This window comes from Candidatus Hydrogenedentota bacterium, from assembly GCA_013359265.1.
Lineage (GTDB): Bacteria > Hydrogenedentota > Hydrogenedentia > Hydrogenedentales > SLHB01 > JABWCD01.
In genome coordinates this window covers 79642-97555 of the sequence record JABWCD010000011.1, presented here as the reverse complement: position 1 = coordinate 97555, position 17914 = coordinate 79642, and the positions used below count along the sequence as shown (strand labels likewise).

The window sequence follows — 17914 nt, the reverse complement described above, 5'->3', positions numbered from 1 at the left end:
TACATTTGGAACGAGGTGCTGCGTTGCGCGACGAAGACCAAAAGGCCCTGTTCATGAACTGGCTCAACGAACATGGCCCCTCCGTCATGAAGGTCGCGCGCGCCTACACCCTCACCGCCGAGGACTGCCAGGACCTGGCGCAGGAGATTCTGCTCCAGGCGTGGCGCTCCTTACCGACGTTCGAGCACCGCGCAAGCGCGGCGACATGGTTCTATCGCATCGCATTGAACACCGCGATGAATTGGCACAGAAAAGACAAGCCGCGGCGCCTGACTCAGCAACCACTTCTCGAAGTGCACTCGGCAACGGTGGGGTCCAACAGCGCCGATCAAGTTCAGCATCGAGATACCGTCGAGCAGCTCTACAAAGCAATACACCAGCTACCAAAGGCCGATGCTGCGCTGGTGCTGCTGTACCTCGATGACCTGAGTTATCGGGAGATGGCCGAAATATTGGGCATCTCGGAAAGCAACGTCGGGGTGAAGCTGAATCGCGCGAAAAAGGCGCTGAGCGATCTGATGAAGGAGAGCGCACATGTCCCCGGATGAATTTCAGCAGGCCTGGCAGGCGGGAACATCTAAAACGCGCATCAATTTTGATGCCGATACGTTGCTGAAGGAAGTGCAGCGCTCCCAACGCGAATTCCGGACGGCGATCTTGATACGAGACTATCGCGAGGTCGGCGTCGCACTCGTCATGCTGCCGGCATGGGTCATCATGGGTTACGCGCTTTCGCTTCCCTGGACATGGTACCTCGTCATGATCGGAATTGTGTGGGGCATTGTGTTCATCCTCGTGGACCGCTGGCGCCACAAGCACAAACTCCCCGGGCCAAACGAACCCCTGCTCATCAGTGCAAAGGAATCCCTGACGCAGGTCGAGCATCAGATTTGGCTACTCCGAAATATTGTGTGGTGGTATTTGCTGCCTTATGCCCTCCCGATGTTCGTGTTCTTCGTCGATGCATGCAGGTCTACCGGCATGAGTTGGCCGCCTGCGCTCGTGGTTGCGTCGCTTCCGTCGCTCTTTGTAGCACTCCTCTATGCGTTTCTTTATGTTCTGAATCAACGTGAAGTGCGGAAACGTCTGGAACCGCGCCGCCAAGAACTGCTCTCGCTTATTGCCAGCCTCACCGATGAAACGACAGGCGAAGTCAGCGGCGCATATCCGATATTGACGGGCAAGTCTTCCTATAAATCGATTTCGCCGCGCCGGACAATCATCGCAACATTAGTAGCGTTGATACTTTTGGCGATCGGAATTGGCGGCATCTTTGTTTTCGCCAACCTCGACGACGATAGTTATGAGAAGCTCGCGCCCTTTACCGATGTGCGGTGGGCGGAAGACGCTCCCGTGGTCGAAATTGACGGCGAGTGGCATCTGCTTTTTTCCATCGATGGGACGGATGTCAAGGATATCGTGGCTTTCTGCCAGCGCACGTATGGAGACAAGTGGCAGAAACGATTCGGGGAAGACTTGGTTCAGGTCTTGACCGAGATGGGCCAAAAGCCGCGCGACACCGTGAAGTTGGATGTATTGTCAACCGCAACGCCCGTGGCGCGAACTACGAAAGACGTCGCCATGACCTCGGCCAACCGCCGCGCCGTCAGGGCCGCGGCCGAGAAACGTGAGTTTAGTGAGCAACAACTGGAGGAGTTCCGCGCAAAATCCCGCAACGAACCGTTCGTCCCGCTCGCGAAACTAATCCCCACTCTTCGACAAGAAAACAAACTCGTCGGCCTCGCCGCAATGGTCGTAGTCGATGGGAAACTTGTCGGTTCCGCGGTGGACGGGGATCGCAAGGCGCGAAGCGGCGTGCAGCTTTCGATCGGCGATCAATGGCACCTCGGATCCATCACCAAATCGATCACAGCGACCATGATCGCGCGATTGGTCGAAGCGGGCAAGATGCAATGGACCGACACCGTCGGCGCATGTTTTCCGAATGAAGTCATTCACGACGACTGGAAACTGGTCACGCTGCGGCAACTGCTGACGCACACCTCGGGCGCGCCGGCGAACTTCTCCGTGAGCGTCCGCCGGAAGAAACCTGCACTCGGTCCCGAATGCACGCAGGCGCGGCGGGAGGCGGTGCTGAACGTAATGGCCGGGAAACCGGAACACGCGCCGGGCACGGAGTTTGCCTACTCGAACGTCGGCTTCACTATCGCGGGCGCCATGGCTGAGCAGGCGACCGGCGAAACCTGGGAAGACCTCGTAAAACGAGAAGTCTTCGAACCGCTGGCGCTCGAGAGCGCCGGCTTCGGCCCGCCAAAGAGTCTGGACAAAAAACTCGAACAACCGCAGGGCCACACGACGGCATTCGGGTGGAAAGTAGCCGCGGGCGAGGACGCCGACAACACATTCATCATCGGCCCCGCCGGGATCGTGCACATGACGCTCGAAGACCTCTGCACCTACGCAACCGAACACCTGCGCGGCGAACTCGGCCAGGGCACCCTGCTCTCCGCCGAAACCTACAAACTGCTGCACACGCCCGAACTCGACGACTACGCGTGCGGCTGGGTGAAGAAAGGACCCACCGCGAATATCCCGTACGACGTCTACTGGCACAACGGATCGAACACCATGTGGTACGCACTCGTCGCGTTCATCCCCGAAACGAAAACCGTCGTCGCCGTCACCTCAAACGACGGCGACATCGCAAGGGCCGAAGCCGCCGCGTGGCGAATCGTGCAAAACAGCGCGAGGTCCAGCAAGGATGCCGAACAACGGCAGACGAGCAATCCGAGCTAGGCTGTGCCTTGGAGTGCGCCATGACAGCGGCGCTTTTGTTCGATGTGCGCTGTTTACTTCTTAATTAAGCGTGATTGCTCTGGCGGCATTCCCAAGCAGGATCCAGAAACGAGGCCGGGAGCGCGGCGCGACGGCTTCATGCTAGACTTATGCAATGAACACGGACGATACGATTCAGCGGGCGGATAGCCGATCGAAATTGAGCTATGTCGACCGCAAGTATTTGGAAGCCCTTGATCAGCGCCCGCCCTACTTTGCGTTGCTGCAAGTGCAGGACATGATCGACTCGGTCAAGGCGATGTACGCCCTTCAACTTCGTCAGGAAAGCCCATCGTTGAGCGGAAAGGCGCTCCGCATTGCCGTCGCCCGGCGCTTTTACGCGGCTGACCCCGCGGCCCTGCGCATGCTCGATCGGATCGAAGCTGCCGATGGACGACAATAAGATCGGCAAGACGATCCTTCGTATTTCGTCCGCCTTACGCCGTTTGTCGATCAAACATCACGTGACGGGCGGCGTAGTTTCGTCTTACTACGGCGTACCGAGACTCACCATCGACGTTGATTTCTCCGTCATGCTGCCATCCGGTCATCGCGATTTACCCGCCATTGTGGCGGAACTGGAAGACTCGTTCGACATCGATCTCGAATCATCGCGCGGGGCGCTCGCGTCCCATGGAATGTTTCAAGCGCTCGATAAGCAAACGTATTTCAAAGTGGACTTCCACGCAAAGCAGATCGTGCCCGGTGAATTGGAGCGCTGTGTCAAACGGGAGATTTTCCCGGGAGTCGTCGTTCCCATTGCCTCGGTCGAAGATTGCATTATGTCGAAGCTGATCTGGTGGACAATGGGCAGCGAAAAATCGTGGCACGACGCCGTCCACGTACTGCAACGGCAGCGAACGGTTTCCTTGGATCTGCTTGGAGAATTGGCCACTCACCTCCAACTTTCAACCGAGCTAGATATGCTGCTCCAAGAGGCGCTCCGGTAGGTGCGGCAGCACCTCTCCGTTGTCTTGCCCTTCGGCTTCGTTGCCCGGGGTGCAGGTATGGATTGTGTTGGCTATACTGATGGCCAAGTGCGTCCGGGTGTGGACGCTGTGTAACGAGGCTGCGACCAACGATGCGAGTATTTTCAACGCTTGTTGCCGGTGTGTGGATGGTCTTGACGGCTGCCTGGGCGGCGGACGCGCCGCAGGCGAAGCTCGTCGAGGCGGGCAAGGACCACGGGACCGTGTTCGCGGGGACCAAGGTCAAGGGCACGTTCTACGTGGAGAATACGGGGACCGTGCCGTTCACGATTACGGACGCGAAGTCCACGTGCCAATGCACGACGGCGGTTCCCTCAAAGGACCCGATCGCGCCGGGGGCGCGCGGGGAAGTGACGTACGAGGTGTCCGGGACTAGCGCGGGCACGAGCAAGAAGAGCATTCGCATCGTGACGGATCCGCCGTTGGCGGAACCGTTGGTGTTTACGTCGTCGGTCACCTTCGCGCCGTATATCGAAGCGGCCGCCGAGGACCTGGCCGTGGAGATCGGGCAGGGCGACCCGCTCAATGCGCGGATTCCGTTGCGCATCGCCGCGGGGGTCGAAGGCTTAGAGGTGCTGGGCGTCAAAACGCGTACGCGCGATGTCTCTGTCGCGATCGAAGGGCCGGAGAACGGCGCCGACCACGTGTTGGTCGTGCAGTCGACAAACCCGCTGCCTGCGGGCAGGCGGCCCGTGCTCGCGGAGCTTGAATTCGAAAAGGACGGCAAAGGCGTTCAGAACCTGACGGTAACGGTAAACGTGATCCCTGCGATTCAAATCACGCCCGCGCCGATTACCGTAAAGTTCGATCCGGGCAAGGACGAAGCAACCGTGGCCATCACGTTGAAGAGCACCAAGGGCAATCCGTTCACGATCAAGTCGGTCACGCCGAAGGTGTGTACGATTCGCGATGTCGCGCTGCCGAAGGAACCGGCGGCGGAACAGACCTTGTCAGTCACGTTTGTGCGCTCCGCCGACCGGCTGACGATGCGCGGGTTCTTGTCGTTCGAGTTTGACGGAAATCTGGGCAAACAGACCGTGTTCACGATTTATCAGCGCGATTTGGGCGCGGCCAGCGCGGCCGCCGTCTCGAACATCGCCGCACCGTAAATCCATTCAAAACGCAAGGGGGCACGCATGGCGCGGAAGTATGTCTTGGGGTTGGATTATGGGACCGAATCGGCGCGCGCGCTGGTCGTCGCCGTGGACAACGGGGAAGAAGTCGCAACCGCGGTCGAGCGGTATCCCGATGTCGTGATTGACGACACGCTGCCGACCACAGGCAAGAAACTCCCGCCCGACTGGGCGTTGCAGAATCCGCGCGACTACCTCACCGTGATGGAGAAGGTGATTCCGCGCGCATTGAAGGAAGCGGGTGTCAGCGGGGACGACGTGATTGGCATCGGCACGGACTTTACGGCGTGTACGATGTTGCCGATCGACAAGGCTGGCACGCCGCTGTGCATGAAGAAGGAATGGGAGTCCAATCCGCATGCGTGGGTCAAGCTATGGAAACACCACGCCGCCCAGCCGGAAGCGGACAAGGTGAATGAGGTCGCGGCGCTGCGTGGCGAAGACTTCTTGGCGCGGTACGGCGGGAAGATTTCGAGCGAGTGGTTCTTCCCGAAGGCGTTGCAGATATTGGACGAGGCGCCCGAGGTCTACGCGGCAGCGGACCGTTTGATCGAAGCGGGCGACTGGATCGTCCTCCAACTCTGCGGCGAGGAAAAGCGTAACGCATGCGTCGCGGGGTACAAGGCGATGTGGGACGAAGGATACCCCGGCAACGAGTACTTCAAGGCGCTCGACCCGCGCTTCGAGAACATCGTCGCCGAGAAGTTGCGCAGCGACATTTATCCTGCGGGGGTCCGCGCGGGCGGCCTGCTGCCGGAAGTGGCGAAGAAGCTGGGATTGAAACCGGGGACAGCGGTCGCCACGGGTGGCGTCGATGCGCACGTCGCCGTGCCTGCAGCGACCGTTACCGAAGCGGGCAAGATGGTGATGATCATGGGCACGAGCCTGTGTCACATGGTCTGCGGCACGGAGAAGAAGATAGTCGAGGGCATGTGCGGCGTCGTGAAGGACGGAATCCTCCCCGGTTACTACGGATTCGAAGCGGGGCAGAGCGCCGTCGGCGATATCTTTGCGTGGTTTGTGGACAACTGCGTGCCTGCGAGCGTGTACGACGATGCGAAGAAAGCAGGACTCGACGTGCACGGTTACCTCGGCCGGGAAGCGGCGAAGCTGAAGGTTGGTGAGTCAGGCGTGGTGTGTCTCGACTGGTGGAACGGCAACCGCTGCATTCTCGTCGATGCGGATCTCAGCGGCCTGATGATCGGCATGACGCTATCGACAACACCCGCGGAAATGTACCGCGCCATTCTCGAGAGCACCGCGTTCGGCACCTACACGATCATCAAGCAACTCGAAGCCGGCGGCGTACCCATTACGGAGCTGTATGCATGCGGCGGATTGCCCGGAAAGAACCCGCTACTCATGCAGATCTTCGCGGACGTAACGAACCGAGAGATTAAGATCAGCGCAAGCGACCAAACAGTAGCGCTCGGCTCCGCGATGTGGGGCGCCGTGGCGGCCGGCGTCGAAGCCGGCGGTTACGCAGACATCACCGCCGCCGCTAAGAAAATGGCCCGCCTGCGCGACACCGTGTACAAACCCAACAAAGATGCACACGCAGCGTACGAGAAGATCTACGCCATCTACCGTCGCCTGCATGACCTCTTCGGCCTCAAAGGCGGAGACGCCGCGATGAAGGAATTGAAGGCGGTGCGGCACAGCGTGCATGGATGAACAGGTCGCATAGGACTCATCGTAGGTACCAGTCCTACACGTACTAAAGCAATTTGAGATACTACGTAGCTGCGTTTTCGTGCTCGTGCTCGTAATCGTGCTCGTAATCGTAATCGCACACTCGATTTGCACGGAAACCTACGGGACATACCTGCTACGGCATTTCTTAAATTACACTAGCCGTGCTGGTTACTGCGATGCCCATTGTTGAGGGCAGCAGCGACGCCATTTCGAAAATTGTATGTGGCCGCGCAATCGAGCGATCGCCGCAAATAAAGATGCCATTGTAATCATGGTTGGCGTCGTCGGGGCCGGTGTCGTTTTCATCGGCGTAGATGGAATCGTGTCCGACCGTGCCGATGGCGCGCCAGTTGAGATCGTCGGGATAGACAATGAGATCGGGCGCGATGCCGGTGACTTTTCGATAGACTTCCTCTGGTTTCAGCACGATGTTGTGAATCGGCCCGTCATTCTGTCCGGCAATCGAGCGAATGCCTGCCGCGATTTCATCGCGCAAGTTTTCGTAGTCCGATTGCGGGATGCATCCTTCCGGCTCGCGATCTATCACATTCAGGAAGATGCGCGCGTAGTAACCGCCGGAACTCCACGCGCGCGTGTTCGCCCAATCGATCGCGCAATCTTCGAGGCGCGTGCCAGGCGCAACAGGTCCCTTTAACCATAGATAGCCGTTGTCGATGAGCCATTGGTTAATGCGGAGTCCGCCGCGCATTGCCTTCGCGCCGTGATCGGAGACGACGATCGTCGTGACGTTCTCGCCCGCGACGGCGAGCAGTTGGCCGATTTGCGTGTCGACGGCGGAATAGAAATCACGGAACGCGTGTTCGAATGGATTGCCGGGGACGTGCTTCGGGTGCGATGGATCGCAGTACTTCCAGAAACCGTGGTGCAGGCGGTCGACGCCCATCTCGACCATCATGAAAAAATCCCACGGCCTGGCTTTCATCAGGTATCGCGCAACGGCGAAGCGGTTCTCCATAAGCGCGTAGATGCGCGCGAGTAGGCTTGACTTATCGTCGGTGCGGAAGTCGCGCACGTCCGGGATGTACTCGCCGCACGCGCGTTCGATCTCGCGCTTCAACGACTTTGGGTAGGTGTAGTCGACGGTGACGTCGGGCGTGTCGATGCCGGAGACGAGAAAGCCGTTCAACGGTTTGGGCGGATACGTTTGCGGCACGCCCAGGACGATGCACTGTTTGCCGTGCCGCGAGAGGTCGTCCCACACGCGCGGCTCGCGGATCGACGATCCGTTCGCGGTGACCATTTCGTTGTACGAACGATCGACGCGATTGCGAAACCCGTAGCAGCCAAGCTCGCCAGGGTCCCTGCCGGTGGTCATGCAAGCCCACGCAGGCACGGTGATCGGCGGGTGGCAGCTTTCGAGCGGGCCGCAGCAGCCGCGCTCCATGAGCGCGCGGAGGTTCGGGAGATCGAACGCGTCCGGCCCGAAGACAAATCGCGGCGCCGCGCAGTCAAGGCCGATGACAAGGACGCGGGGCGGCATCGTCGCGCTCAGTGCTTTTTCAGCGCCAACACGAAACGATACTCTTTCTCTAGCCCCGTCCAAATGTGGGCCGGAACCTTGAGAATGCTTTCCAGTAAGGCAGCGGTCTCGGCCTCGATTGGCGCACTACCCTCGACAAGCGCATCGAGTCTTGACACAGTCCATCCCATGCGCCGCGCGAGTTCGTGCTTCGTCATCCCCAAGTCACTCAACACTTCATCGACATATTCGCCGGGAGGAACCGCAAGATTGGAATGATACTCAATGTGTTTCATGTGTGAGCTACGCCTTGTTCGATCCGTACCGTCGCGAAAACTCAATACAGGCGAGTAAATCATATCGCTCAAGATCGGGAAAAGTAGCAAGATGAGTTTCGATCTCCTCGCCTCCGCTCAGGTACTCCATTATTGATTCAACGGGATAGCGCATGCCGCGAATACACGGCTTCCCGTGGCAGATTTCCGGGTTATAGGTGGTGCGTGATAACAAGTGCTCAGAAACCATAGAGGAATTTTACGCGCGCCGAGGTTTGCGAGCAATCGATTGCCGGGTATATTTGCGATCAAGGTCGGCTTGCTCAGGAAGAAAAGAAACGCCCGGCACGGAGGCCGGGCGCTACAAGGAGAAATCAGTGAATCGCGGTTACGTGCTCTGCGCCCACTTGATAAGCACCTTGGCGACTTCGGGGCGGCTGAACTCGACAGGGGGCATTTCGCCGGCCTTGAGCATCTCGCGCACCTTCGTGCCGCTGAGGTGCGTGTGATGTTCCTTGTCGTGCGGGCAGGTTTTGATCGATCCCATGTTGCCGCAGGCTTTGCAGTGGAACGTGTGGTCGAAAAACAATGGCGTGATGCCGAGTTCCTTCGCGTCGATCTCGTTGAAGATGTAGTGCGCGTCGTACGTGCCATAGAAGTTTCCGACGCCGGCGTGGTCGCGGCCCACGATGAAATGCGTGCACCCGTAATTCTTCCGGACAATCGCGTGCATGATCGCTTCCTTCGGTCCCGCGTAGCGCATGTTCACGGGCATGATCGACAGGAGCGTGTGCTTCTTCGGGTAATAGAGATCGACGATGGTCTTGTAGCATTCCATACGGACGTCGCCGGGGATGTCGTCGCTCTTGGTGGTGCCCATGAGCGGGTGAATGAGCAGGCCGTCGCACACTTCCAGCGCGCATTTCGTAAGGTACTCGTGCGCGCGGTGGATCGGGTTGCGCGTCTGGAACGCGACGATGCGTTTCCAGCCGTGATGTTCGAACGCCGCGCGGGTTTCCTTCGGCGTGAGGTTATATTCCTGGTGTTCGATGACGCGCGCCTTCAGCACGTCGATATCGCCCGCGAGAAACACGTCGCCGAGGCCGAGCGTGTACGCGACGCCGGGGTGCGATTCGTCCGTCGTGCGATAGACCTTTTCCGCGATCTCCCGGTGGTCTACGTGGAACTTCTCGCTCAGGTGCAGAATGGCGACGATGTCGCCTTCATCGTCCTCGATAGCGACATCCGACTTGACAGGCAGTTTGTCCGCAACTTCCGGCGTCACGGCCAACAGGATTGGAATAGTCCACGGAATTCCGGGGCGCAAGTGCATCGTGTCGATGACGCTTCGGACTTCCGCCTCGCCCATGAAGCCCGTCAGCGGGCTGAAAATGCCTTTTGCGATGCAGTCGATATCGAATGCGCAGTACGAATCCACCTTGATGCGCGGAAGGCCTTTGGCCGCTTCCTTCGCGGCATCGAGCGCGGCGCCAGTCAGAAAGCGGTCCACCAGAGTGCCGCCATGCGGGGGCAACGACATAGTATCTCTCCATCCAATTCCGTTGAGGGTTGCGCGCCCGCACGACGGGGCAAAATCCCACTGGGCACCCATGGGCGCAGAAACAAATAGTATAGAATTCGGCGGGTAGTGGACACAAATTTGGGTAGAGTAGCGAAAACTGAACCGGCCGGAACGGTATTCTGCCGTTCCGGCCGCAAAAAGAATCTGCGTCTATTGCGAGATTACACGCCTTCGACGTTTATACCCGTCGCGCGCCAGACGCCGTCCGCTTCCTTCTCGAGCTTGAATTCAATCGTGGCGGTGCCGAACGACGCGACCATTTCAACCGGATATACGGTCGCCACGCCGTTTTCGATCTTGAGCGTCGCCTTGCTGGCATCGATCTTTGTGCCATCGAGCGTGCCCTGCTCGAATTGCGACTTCAGGAACCCGAGCATCTGCTCCTTGTTGCCCCACTCATAGTGGTTGAACTTGTCGGAAATACCGGCGCCGAGCTTGGCGAGGTCCTTGCCCTCCATGCCGGTCTTCCAGTTTTCCAGCGCGGCCTTCACGCCGTCCTCGTCGCTCGGGCCCTTCTTCGCGGTCGATGCACCGCCGCTCGTGGCGCAACCCGCCAACGCCAACACCATCACCAGCGCACCGCAAATCGAAAATAATGCTGTCTTACGCACGACTCTACCCTCTTGTTCCTGTTTGCCTAAGGTCTTCCACCCAAAAATGTCCGCACCACTTGGGACGGTCGCGTAGTATATCCCTTGATCCGCCGCGCCGCAAGGGGTCCACGAGAATCGGGGTCCCCGGCCATTTAGGGTGCCGAAAACCTGTCGAGCCGGCAGATATTCAACGTGGCCGGAGTTTGGGTTCTCGCGACAGAGCGCCGCGCCGCCTGCCGCATCCCGCTGTACCCGAACCGGTTAGCTCGGTGGAACTCGCGGGCGTGGCTTCGGCACCGTTGTTGCTCATTTCCGGGGCATGGTTACCTGTGAGCACAAGATCGACGGAGAGCGGAACGCCACCATCCATTGGTTCTACACGATGGATCGCGAGGGCGAAACTCCCATGAGCCGCGCATTGAAGAGCGGGCACCGTGGCCTGCAGGAGGTGATGATCCGGCAGGAGTTGGCGGATGCGCCGGACCAGGCCGCCGGAGACACCCTTCTCCAGCGCGCGGCGTATTGGGGCATGGAGAACGCAGTACGAAAGTTGCTCGCGACCGGCGCGAACCCCGGGGAGCGGGACGTGACCGGCGAAACGCCGTTGCACAAGGCGGCGCGCCGCGGACACACAAATTCGGTTCGCGCGTTGATCGAAAACGGCGCAAACGTAAACGAGATGGACAGCCTGGGCATGTCGTGCCTGCATTGGGTTGCGCTGAACGGGCGGACGGACCTCGCAGAACTGTTGTTGAGCGCGGGCGCAGATGTGCACTCGCGCGATAATTCGTACACGAGCATGACGCCATTGGCGGTGGCGTCGATGATGGGCTACGACGAAGTGGCGGAACTGATTGGAGCGTACGGCGGAACGTATTAGTACCGTCTTACCTATAGAGAGCGGTGTTTTGATTAAGCCCGGCGCCCGGTTTCGGGGGCCGGGCTAGCGCAATTCAAGTTTGAGCACACTGTCTGTTTCGTGCTCCTGCTTGTGAGTCGTCATCGTACTCGCACTCGATACTCGAGAAGATCGAGTACGATGACGCGCAGGATCCTCCTTCGCCCGATCGGCTTCGGAGGACAAGTCACGAGCACGCGGTGCAGTCGACCTTGAAACGCTCTAATACTATTTTGGGCTTTCGATTTTGGATTCTTGATCGGTGCGCGCGGCGGTACGCAACGGATCAATCGGAAGGTCCTCGGCCGGACGGTCCGGCGGGGTTTCGGGCTTGATACGCTCCAACAGATCGTCGCGGTACGGGTCCGGCTGCTCCGACTTTACGTGCGGAACCTCGATTCCGCTGGTTGAACTCGCGCAGCCCGGTGCGCAATACAAAGCCAACGCCCCGGCAAGTGCGCCGATCAATATGCGATTCCGATTACGCCACACGCACCCGATCCACGTACTCGAGGTTTGCGTTGATTTCGCCGGGATCGAGCACGCCGATGTTGAGCGCGTCGACGACGCCCGAGGACAACACAAACTGTAGCGACTCCGGAATGCGGTCCTTTGCGGCGCCTTCGCCGGCGATCTTCATGCCGAGCACGCCAACGCCGTTGTCGCGCGCGCGTTTGAGCACGGCTACGACATCGAGCACTTCCTGTTCGTTGAGTACTTCCTTCGTCTTGCCGTCGGGCGTAAGGTTTTTCGCGTCCATTTTAATGCCGAAGGGATTGATGCGCGCGAGGAGCACATCGGTCCATGGCGAGTCCGCGGCGGTTTCCATTGCGCCGAAGTTGTGGCACGAGCAGCCGTGCGCACGGATGAGGCCTTTCGATTTCGCGTCGGCCAGCGCGTCCATGCACGGTTTCAGCTTTTCCGTCCACCCGGGTTCGGTGAGGCAATGCAACAAGACCACGTCGATATAGTCGGTGTCCAACTCGCGCCGGAACCGCTCGAGATCGGCCTTGATCAGGGTGGGATCGCGCGACACCGTCTTCGTGAGGAGCAGAACGTCTTCGCGCTTGACGGTGTTCTTCATTGCATCCTTCATGTAATCGTGCGCGCCATACATGTCGGCGAGATCGAAGTAGGTGACGCCGCTGGCGTGCGCGTGCTCGATAAGCGAGACAAACGCTTTGCGCCCTTTTCGGTTTTGCGCGGAACTGCCGTTCCACGCCTGGGTGCCGGTGCCCATACCAAGGAGTGAGCATTGCACGCCGCACCGGCCGAGCGTGCGTTTCATCGTGCCGGAGAATCTGGTTTCGGCCCCCCAGGCGGGACGCAGCCCCGCCATTGACAAACTCGCCGCGGTGGCCACTGCCGACCGCTTCATGAATTCACGCCGGGTTATCCATCGCATGGGAGAATCCTCCAGAATGCCTTTTCGCGTGGCCGCGGGCCCCTGATCGCCGTTGAAGCCCAACGCCGTCATTGTACACCATCGTTCCGATGACCGATAGATTCTGCTCCGCCCGATATCGAGATACGATTACGATGACGAGCGAGAGCACAAGCGCGAACGTGCAATAGCGATTAGTTTGCGCTTGAGAGTTTCGCGCCTTTCGCCACGCAATACACCCGCGCGGCGGTCCGCAGTATCAGCTTGTCTCCCACAATCGCGGGAGTCGCCATGCCCATATCGTCCTCGGCGAGTTTGTTCTCGCGAAGAATTTCAAACGTATCGCCCGCCTTCACAACATACGTCTTGCCGTCTTCATCAAGGCAGAACACTTTGTCGTTATACGCCCACGGCGAGGTCGTAAAGCCTCCGCCGCCGGGAAGCTTCTGGCGATCGTAGATGGGGGTGCCGTCCTTCGCGTTGTAACAGGACAACTGCGATCGGTCGTAGAGCACGTAGAGGCGATCGCCGTAGACCAGCGTCGAGGGGTTGTATGGAGCGGCGAGAGGCTGCGACCACGCAACGAACTCGTTCGCGGTCTGCCCGTCGGAGAGCGAAATGTCGCCGCTTGCGCCAGGTTTGATCGCATACACCGGCCGGCGCTTGTCCATCACGTAGCCGGAACTGATGTACAGCAGGCCGTGCGCCGCGTAGGGCGTGCCGATGGTGATGCTCGACATTCCGGTGAGCGACCACAGTTCCTTGCCGTCGAGACCGTACGAGCGGACCTGGCCGGAGCCGGGAGTGACGATTTCGGCGCGCTTCTCGTTCACCCACACGAAAGGTGTCGCCCAGTTGGTTTGTTCGTTGCGCGTCACGCGCCAGATTTCCTTGCCCGTCTTCTTGTCGAGCGCGACCAAGTAGGACTGCTCCTCGTTATCGTTGCAGATGTATAGCGCGTTGTCGTGCAGCGCCGGCGACGCGGCGGTGCCCCAGTTGTTGCCGGTTTTCTTCGGCTCGACCGGCACCTTCCAAAGTTCTCTGCCGTTATGATCGAAGCACCAGACGCCGAGATTTCCGAAAAACGCGTAGATGCGCTCGGCGTCGACGACGGGCGTCTCCGACGCATAACTGTTCTTGATATGGCGCGGCGTGACGGGCTTGCCTTCGTGGACCTGCTTTTCCCAAACCACTTTTCCGGATTCGAGATCGAGACAATAGACCTTCCACATGTGGACCATGTCGGGCGCGTTGTCGCGATTGCCGCCGAAGTAGAGGCCTTTCTTTGCGGCCTCGACTTCGCCCTGGCTCACGACGGTCGTAAAGAAGATGCGGTTGCCCCACACCACCGGAGACGACCAGCCGCGGCCGGGGATGTCCGTCTTCCACGCGATGTTTTCCGTTGTGGACCAGGTGTCGGGGAGGTTCGCGCCTTCGGCGACACCGCGGGCTTCCGGGCCGCGGAACTGCGGCCAGTTTGCGTCGGCGTTGGCGATCGAGATGATGAAGAAGACGAGCGCGAAAGATAGTGAACGGGTCGAGATCCTACTGAACATGTACTTGTACTCCCTGGATTACGTCGAGTATTCGATTACGATTACGATTACGATTACGAGCACGAGCACGAGCACGAAGACGTAGAGTCTTCGTGAATTAGCCCGGCAGCTCGAAGCACGCCATTTCCTCCGCGTTGCGCACGAAGAGTTTCCCGTTGGCGACTACCGGATGGTTCCACGTCTTGCCGGTGAGCGCCTGAAACCGCGCGATTTCCTCGAACTCACTCGGGTTCGTGCGCACGAGCGCGAGTTCACCCTTTTCGGACAGAACGATTAACACGTTTGAGTTCTCGATCAGCAGCAACTGCCCGCCATAGCGACCGCCCTTCCAGCGGCGATACCCCGTCGCGGAATCGATGCACATGAGCGTGTTTCCGTCAAATCCGTAGCAGTAGCCCTTGTGGAGGACGTAGTCGTTGAAGTACGGGCGAAACTCGCGCGTCGTCCATTTTTCCGTGACGTTCCATTTGGCCTCGTTTAGCGCGACTTGCAGATACCGTGTGCCTTTTCCTTCGGCCGTACCGACGAGCACGGCGCGGCCGCCATCGACGATCATGGGCTGCACGACGCGCGGGTTCATCCGAATGGGCCATTTGTTTTCCCACAGCAGTGCACCAGTTGTCGGGTCGAACGATTGCACGCCAAACCCGCTGGTCATAACAATCTGCTGCACGCCGCCGAGATCGGCGAGATGGGCCGACGAATACCCGGGCGCGCTTGCGCCACTGCACCACACTTTCGCGCCAGTGGATTTGTCGTACGCAATGACAGCGTCGTTTTCCGCTCCAAATTCCTGTCGGGAATCGCTGACGCCGCCGGTGTACATTACGACAAACTTGTCGGTGACGAGCGGTGAGCTCGAGAATCCCCACTCCGGCACGTTTGCGGTGGTGTCCTTGGCGACGTCCGCTTGCCAAACCTGCTCGCCTGTCGCGGCGTTAAGGCACTGCAGAATCCCCGTGGCGCCCTGCGTGTAGAGCTTGCCGCTGTCAAACGTCGGCGTTGCGCGCGGGCCGGAGCCGACCGCCTCGTCGAAACGCGCCTTCAATCCATTGATCCAAACCTCGTCGCCGCTACCGGCTTCGTAGCACACGACCACTTCGGTGTCACCGCGCTGTTCCTGGGTGAAGACATAGCCGCCAATCGCGCAGAAGGACGAGAAGCCGAGGCCGACGGGATTGCGCCACAGTTCTTTCGGTAGCTGTTCGTTCCAATTCGTCGCGATGGCGACCCCGCGCGCCACGCCGTCGCGTTGCGGGCCTCGGAACGCGGGCCAATCGAGCGGACCCGGCTTTTCGGGCAATGCCGCACTTCCGCCGGGATTGTCAACAGCCAGTTTCGGCGGCGCGCTCCATCGCCACGACATGTTCGGTGCGAGATTGCCGCCCACGTCGTCGATGCGAAACAACGGAAAGATGACGGCGCAGGCGATCATGTACAGCAGCGCTTTTGTGCGTTGCGCAGGCCACGCGGACCACATGGTCGCGGCAAGGACCGCGACGATTCCCGTTGTGAGGACGGGCAGCGAGACGGACAGAATTCTTGCTTGGTACTGCGGCTGCGTCACGACCGTCCACGCCACGACTGCAACGAAAATGCCCAAACCCGCGATTCGGTCGCGCCAGGGCGCGCGGCTAAACCCGAGCCACCAGATGGCGAGCAGCAGCGCCGCCAGGATCGGCATGACGACGATGCCGACCGCGTTCCCGAAGACCGTTGGCAACGTCACCGTGAACGCGAGCACAATCATGTGCGCGGCGACGATGATAACGGCGGGAACGACGTTCAGGCGCACGGGCGCTGATGGAGTCTCCGGGCCGGGTCCTCGCGCGGGCTCCTCCGCAGAGACAGATTCTTCGTGTTCGTCGGTCGGGTCGGACATTCGAGCATTCCTCGCCTTGCACTCGGGAAGCACCAAGATTGACCGTCAACAGCATACAGGACGGAGTTGTAAATAATCGATAAAGTGGTTCGCCAGGGAAAGCCGGGCGTTGATGTCGGAGCCGTTGCGTAGCGCGTTCGAGAGGGTCTTGTCGCGAACCGGTTTCATGGTGTAATACGGCGTTGCGCGGAAACGCCATGCAGTTGAATGGCAAGGATCCCCAAGTGGATCGAGCGTTCCTTGTCGAACATCGGCGTAGTATGCCGAATCGACTCCGGGGCCTGGACATGGGAGCGCGGTCTAGGACTCGCCCGCCTGATTTTCGATTCGGTAGAGGTGCGTCTTTGTGCGCAGGATGAGAGCGCCGCCCGCAACCGCGGGCGACGCCATGAATCCTTCGTCCAATGAGTTCGTCGCAACCACTTCGAGCGCGCGGCCTGCCTTGATCAAAGTCGTCTTGCCCTGCGTGCTGCAACAATAAAGCATGCCGTCGGCCAGAATCGGCGACGCGACGTAATTGCCGCCGATACGATCGGTCCAGATGACCTCGCCCTTCGCCGCGTCGAGACAGGTGACCGTGCCGTTGTTGCTCAAGAGGAAGAGCAGGCCATCAACGAGTACCGGCGAGGGTTCCGTCGGCAACTCCGGCCCCTCGTACTTCCACGCGCGGTGTGATTCGGTTACATCTCCGTTGCCATCCACGCGCACGGCGGACAAGCTTGCCTTGCCTCGGCCGGAAATGATGTAGGCGACGCCGTCCGCATAAACGGGCCGGGCCGCGGGGGTATACCCGTCGTACCGGAGCGCCCACAGTTCCTTGCCGGTCGCCGTGTCGTATGCGAAGGCGCATGCCGAGCCTGGGCTGAGCACTTGCGATTTCCCATTTACGTCAAAGACGATTGGCGTCGAGTAGCCTTTGCGAAAATCGCCTTCGCGGATTAAGTTTCCCTGTTCGTCGTAGTCGGTCCACTTCGTCGACCGATCGGTGCGCCAAACGGTTTCGCCAGTCTTCGTATCGAGTGCCGCCAGGTACTGCTGGTCCACACCGTCGAACGTAAGAAACAGTAGGTTCTTGAACACGATAGGCGACGACCCTGGCCCGCGAAAATGGCGGCATGGCAAGTCTTCCCGTTTCCAGACCGGCTTGCCGGTCGCGGTGTCGAGGCACGCGGTGCCATAGCTCCCAAAGTGCACGTATACGCGCCCGGGTTCGATTACCGGCGAAGGTGAGGCGTAACAGTTCACACCATTGTTGAGCGGCTCCGGATTGTCGCAGTGGAAGAGCTTCTCGTTAATGCGAATCTTCCCGGTCCCCACATCAACACAAATGGCAAAGAAGTCACGGCCATCTTCCGTCGCCGTTGTCAGCCAGATGTCGTTGCCCTGCACAACCGGCGTCGACCAACCGAACGGCGGGATTTCCACCTTCCACACTACGTTCTCGGTCTCGCTCCAGTGCGTCGGCAGGCCGACGGTGTCACCGGCGCCCGCCACGTAACCGTTTCCCCACGGTCCTCGAAATTCCGGCCACCCGGCGTCCGCACCCGCCGCCCAACCGGTCGCAGTAACGGAGATAGAGATGACTAGTGCGGCACATCTCACGCGTGCGTGTGTGCCCGCGCAAGCCATCGGAGCGCACGTACCCATATTG

At 59.8% G+C, this 17914-nt stretch carries 17 protein-coding genes; 7 read left to right on the top strand and 10 right to left on the bottom strand.

The annotated features are described in order from the left end of the window. Positions 1–23: 23 nt before the first annotated feature. The 6 genes from HUU46_11790 to HUU46_11765 all read left to right on the top strand — a co-directional run bounded on the left by HUU46_11790 (position 24) and on the right by HUU46_11765 (position 6592). Entirely contained in the window at positions 24–548 is a 525-nt protein-coding gene (locus HUU46_11790) for an RNA polymerase sigma factor (GenBank protein NUM54318.1), read from the top strand. Further along, a complete protein-coding gene (locus HUU46_11785; GenBank protein NUM54317.1) occupies positions 535–2757 on the top strand; it encodes a beta-lactamase family protein in 2223 nt (740 codons plus the stop codon). The genes HUU46_11790 and HUU46_11785 overlap by 14 nt, the downstream gene beginning before the upstream one ends. A gap of 154 nt (positions 2758–2911) precedes the next feature. Beyond that, positions 2912–3199, top strand: coding sequence for a hypothetical protein (locus HUU46_11780; GenBank protein ID NUM54316.1), 288 nt, complete (start codon positions 2912–2914; stop codon positions 3197–3199). Then, positions 3186–3746 (top strand): nucleotidyl transferase AbiEii/AbiGii toxin family protein, encoded by a 561-nt coding sequence (locus HUU46_11775; protein ID NUM54315.1) that lies wholly within the window; start codon positions 3186–3188, stop codon positions 3744–3746. Before HUU46_11780 ends, HUU46_11775 begins: the two co-directional genes overlap by 14 nt. A 131-nt stretch (positions 3747–3877) precedes the next feature. Beyond that, complete coding sequence (locus HUU46_11770; GenBank protein NUM54314.1) at positions 3878–4894, top strand: DUF1573 domain-containing protein; 1017 nt, start codon at positions 3878–3880, stop codon at positions 4892–4894. A 27-nt stretch (positions 4895–4921) separates the two neighbouring features. Beyond that, positions 4922–6592, top strand: a complete 1671-nt coding sequence (locus tag HUU46_11765; protein NUM54313.1) for a ribulokinase — start codon at positions 4922–4924, stop codon at positions 6590–6592. A gap of 166 nt (positions 6593–6758) precedes the next feature. Here HUU46_11765 and HUU46_11760 read toward each other — a convergent pair whose 3' ends face one another. The 5 genes from HUU46_11760 to HUU46_11740 form a co-directional block, all read right to left on the bottom strand. Then, a complete protein-coding gene (locus tag HUU46_11760) occupies positions 6759–8114 on the bottom strand; it encodes an alkaline phosphatase family protein (protein NUM54312.1) in 1356 nt (451 codons plus the stop codon). 8 nt (positions 8115–8122) lie between these two features. Then, entirely contained in the window at positions 8123–8389 is a 267-nt protein-coding gene (locus HUU46_11755; protein ID NUM54311.1) for a helix-turn-helix domain-containing protein, read from the bottom strand. Positions 8390–8396: 7 nt separating this feature from the next. Then, the gene (locus HUU46_11750; protein NUM54310.1) at positions 8397–8618 is read right to left on the bottom strand and encodes a DUF433 domain-containing protein; all 222 of its coding nucleotides are present in this window, start codon (positions 8616–8618) and stop codon (positions 8397–8399) included. A gap of 138 nt (positions 8619–8756) precedes the next feature. Continuing rightward, positions 8757–9908 carry a sulfate adenylyltransferase gene (sat, locus tag HUU46_11745; protein NUM54309.1) on the bottom strand — a complete coding sequence of 384 codons (1152 nt, stop codon included), beginning with the start codon at positions 9906–9908 and terminating at the stop codon, positions 8757–8759. Between the two features lie 203 nt (positions 9909–10111). Next, a complete protein-coding gene (locus tag HUU46_11740; GenBank protein NUM54308.1) occupies positions 10112–10561 on the bottom strand; it encodes a hypothetical protein in 450 nt (149 codons plus the stop codon). A 301-nt stretch (positions 10562–10862) separates the two neighbouring features. On the opposite strand from HUU46_11740, the gene HUU46_11735 reads away from it, so the two are divergent. Next, the gene (locus tag HUU46_11735; GenBank protein ID NUM54307.1) at positions 10863–11423 is read left to right on the top strand and encodes an ankyrin repeat domain-containing protein; all 561 of its coding nucleotides are present in this window, start codon (positions 10863–10865) and stop codon (positions 11421–11423) included. Between the two features lie 246 nt (positions 11424–11669). Here the strand turns inward: HUU46_11735 and HUU46_11730 are convergent, their stop codons facing one another. From HUU46_11730 to HUU46_11710, 5 genes are all read right to left on the bottom strand, one after another. Then, positions 11670–11909 (bottom strand): hypothetical protein, encoded by a 240-nt coding sequence (locus HUU46_11730; protein ID NUM54306.1) that lies wholly within the window; start codon positions 11907–11909, stop codon positions 11670–11672. 13 nt (positions 11910–11922) lie between these two features. After that, positions 11923–12918 (bottom strand): aldo/keto reductase, encoded by a 996-nt coding sequence (locus HUU46_11725; GenBank protein NUM54305.1) that lies wholly within the window; start codon positions 12916–12918, stop codon positions 11923–11925. 101 nt (positions 12919–13019) lie between these two features. Next, positions 13020–14381: a PQQ-binding-like beta-propeller repeat protein gene (locus HUU46_11720; protein ID NUM54304.1), complete on the bottom strand. Its 1362-nt coding sequence runs from the start codon at positions 14379–14381 to the stop codon at positions 13020–13022. A 97-nt stretch (positions 14382–14478) separates the two neighbouring features. Further along, a complete protein-coding gene (locus HUU46_11715; GenBank protein NUM54303.1) occupies positions 14479–16263 on the bottom strand; it encodes a PQQ-like beta-propeller repeat protein in 1785 nt (594 codons plus the stop codon). A 300-nt stretch (positions 16264–16563) separates the two neighbouring features. Beyond that, complete coding sequence (locus tag HUU46_11710; GenBank protein ID NUM54302.1) at positions 16564–17757, bottom strand: PQQ-binding-like beta-propeller repeat protein; 1194 nt, start codon at positions 17755–17757, stop codon at positions 16564–16566. Positions 17758–17914 lie beyond the last annotated feature (157 nt).

What these genes read in the sequence shown, in the direction of transcription:
- HUU46_11760 (NUM54312.1), bottom strand. Translation starts at nt 8,114, where the DNA reads ATGCCGCCCCGCGTCCTTGTCATCGGCCTTGACTGCGCGGCGCCGCGA.
- HUU46_11780 (NUM54316.1), top strand. Translation starts at nt 2,912, where the DNA reads ATGAACACGGACGATACGATTCAGCGGGCGGATAGCCGATCGAAATTG.
- HUU46_11720 (NUM54304.1), bottom strand. Translation starts at nt 14,381, where the DNA reads ATGTTCAGTAGGATCTCGACCCGTTCACTATCTTTCGCGCTCGTCTTC.
- sat (NUM54309.1), bottom strand. Translation starts at nt 9,908, where the DNA reads ATGTCGTTGCCCCCGCATGGCGGCACTCTGGTGGACCGCTTTCTGACT.
- HUU46_11735 (NUM54307.1), top strand. Translation starts at nt 10,863, where the DNA reads ATGGTTACCTGTGAGCACAAGATCGACGGAGAGCGGAACGCCACCATC.
- HUU46_11775 (NUM54315.1), top strand. Translation starts at nt 3,186, where the DNA reads ATGGACGACAATAAGATCGGCAAGACGATCCTTCGTATTTCGTCCGCC.
- HUU46_11715 (NUM54303.1), bottom strand. Translation starts at nt 16,263, where the DNA reads ATGTCCGACCCGACCGACGAACACGAAGAATCTGTCTCTGCGGAGGAG.
- HUU46_11770 (NUM54314.1), top strand. Translation starts at nt 3,878, where the DNA reads ATGCGAGTATTTTCAACGCTTGTTGCCGGTGTGTGGATGGTCTTGACG.
- HUU46_11785 (NUM54317.1), top strand. Translation starts at nt 535, where the DNA reads ATGTCCCCGGATGAATTTCAGCAGGCCTGGCAGGCGGGAACATCTAAA.
- HUU46_11765 (NUM54313.1), top strand. Translation starts at nt 4,922, where the DNA reads ATGGCGCGGAAGTATGTCTTGGGGTTGGATTATGGGACCGAATCGGCG.
- HUU46_11750 (NUM54310.1), bottom strand. Translation starts at nt 8,618, where the DNA reads ATGGTTTCTGAGCACTTGTTATCACGCACCACCTATAACCCGGAAATC.
- HUU46_11755 (NUM54311.1), bottom strand. Translation starts at nt 8,389, where the DNA reads ATGAAACACATTGAGTATCATTCCAATCTTGCGGTTCCTCCCGGCGAA.
- HUU46_11725 (NUM54305.1), bottom strand. Translation starts at nt 12,918, where the DNA reads ATGACGGCGTTGGGCTTCAACGGCGATCAGGGGCCCGCGGCCACGCGA.